Source organism: Pseudoalteromonas sp. L23 (assembly GCF_021728455.1).
Classification (GTDB): Bacteria; Pseudomonadota; Gammaproteobacteria; order Enterobacterales; family Alteromonadaceae; genus Pseudoalteromonas.
On sequence record NZ_JAKKCW010000047.1, the window covers coordinates 1 to 2477 of the forward strand.

Sequence of the window (2477 nt, forward strand, 5' to 3'; positions counted from 1 at the left end):
TCTATACGATATCCCCGCAGCTTGACTTGCTCATCCTTCCTTCCCAAAAATACCAACGCTCCCGACTCCAAGCGCCGTACCCTGTCTCCTGTTCTATACAACCTCGTATCCGCCAACCAAGGAACATACACAAATGACGCCGCCGTCCTGTCCGGATCTCCAACATATCCTTTCGCTACGCAAGGCCCTCCAACATAAAGCTCTCCTACGCCTCCTTTCGCTTGCAGCTCACCCCCTGCATCAACGACATACAGCCCTGTGTTCGCCATCGCATACCCTATCGGTATCTCTTCTCGCGTTGAATCCCCTGCCCTTAAATGCGCGCTTGCATCATATAAGCTACAACCTACCACCGTTTCCGTCGGACCATAGTGGTTGTAAAGTTGACTTTCACTAAAGGTATCTTGCAACCGCGCAGCCAGCCCCTCCGTTAGCGTCTCCCCTCCTATCACCAGAACATGCGCTCCGCTGACCTTATCCCCATCCAGCAATTCAAGTAATGCCTCACAATGCATCGGCGTCAAACGATATAAACTCGCCTCTGAGCTCCCTCGTAACCGCTCGACTAATCCCTCTAACTCCTCTCCCCAAGGCGCTAAGTTCACGCACCCTCCCACCAAAAGAGGCAAATATAAACTCGGAACGCCTATATCAAATGCATGCGACGTCAACACATAGCTTCCTGTCAACTGCTCTTGATAGTACGCTTTTAGACCATAGCAACAGTAATCTATTAATCCTCTGTGACTTACCTCCACCCCCTTTGGCTTACCCGTCGACCCTGACGTATAAATCACATAGGCGCTATCCGCTAAGGTATGTGTCACTCCCACCGGATGGCTGTCATAACCCGATAAGCCCCACTCATCCTCATCCAGCATTAACACATCTACCCCTGAAACCGGTAAAATTTCTAATAAACATGTCGATACCAAAACCTGAGTCACATCCGCATCGTTAAATATATCTGCTAAACGTGCCGTCTGATTATCCGGGCTCAATGGGATATAGCTCGCACCCGTCGCCATCACCCCTAGCATCGCCACCAAGAGCGTGACATCTCGCGTCATCACCAACGCAACTCGCTCTCCTACCCCTATATCCTGCTCTTGAAGGTAATGTGCCAACTGATTCACGCGACTGTACAGCTCTCCATAGCTCAGTGCGTGTGATTCATCCCGTACCGCTATTCTCTCCGGCGTCTGCTGGGCTTGTCTCGCAAACTGCTCTACTACACTTTCTCCTCGCCGATAATCACAGGCCGCACCTACGCTCTCTTCTATCAAGCTTTGACGCATTTCATCGTCATACAAGGCTAAACTTTTGCAGCTACCTTGGGCTCCCTTCGCGATACTCTCCAATAGATACTCAAAGCTACGGGCATACGCCGCTATCGTCGCTTCTGTAAACAAGCTCTGTTGATACCGCCAATGGCATAGCAACTCGCCTTCTCCCTCCGAGCAAGTCAAATCCAAATCAAACCGTACCTGCTCTTGACTTTGTTGGAGTGGTTTCAGCCTCGCCTCTCCCAAACTCAACCCTTCATCGTCACTGCTGCGATGGTTCTGTAGCACCAACTTAACCTGACACAAGGGGTTATATGCTAAGCTTCTATCTGGGTTTAATGCCTCTACCAACAGCTCAAAAGGGAGCCCTTGATGCTGATAATCTGCCAGCGTATCTGCCTTTATCTGCGCCAATAACGCCGTAAATGGCTGCGCTAAATCAACCTCTGTTCGACTCACCAAGGTATTGATAAAAAACCCTATTAATGGCGACAATTCACTCTCACTACGCCCCGCTGTCGGTACGCCTAAGACGATGTCCGACTCACCGCTTAAGCGGCTCAATAACACCGCAAAAGCACCTTGCAGTACCATAAATAACGTGACACCTGCGCTTTGCGTTAGCGTTTGTAACCCTGCCAATGTCTCTTTGCCTATCCGACTACGCACATATCCAGAGGTAAATTCTTGCTTGGCTGGTCGCGGCTTATCTAATGGCAATCCGTGTAAGCTCGGCATGCCCGACAACCTAGCCTGCCAATACCTTAACAACTGTGCTTTGTTTTGCTCCGTTAACTGTTGCTGTTGCCAGTACGCGTAATCTCCATATTGGACCGGTAATTCAGGCACATCCGCTTCCCCGCCTGTTATCGCAGCTTGGTAAAATGCATTAAACTCTTTTATTAATAGCTGCATTGACCAACCATCCGATGCGATGTGATGCAACGTGAACAACAAAATATGCCGTGTTTGAGACTGTTTGATGATTTTTGTGCGCAACATTAAATCTTGGCTTAGGTCAAAAACTTCTCGTGCCGCATCATCCACTTGCCGCTGCACTTCATCTTCACCACAATCAACCAAATTCACCACTTCTACCGTCACCGCTCGGGCTGGCATTACCCGCTGCATACACACTCCATCGTGGGCTTCGAAACAGGTTCTTAACGCCTCGTGGCGGGCAACTATTTG

Annotated in this window: 1 protein-coding gene; it reads right to left on the reverse strand. The window is 49.7% G+C overall.

The window, feature by feature from the left end; genetic code table 11:
• The coding region (locus L3V43_RS23600) for an amino acid adenylation domain-containing protein (protein ID WP_237123953.1) at positions 1–2417 on the reverse strand (2417 nt) is incomplete at its 3' end.
• Positions 2418–2477: the final 60 nt, after the last annotated feature.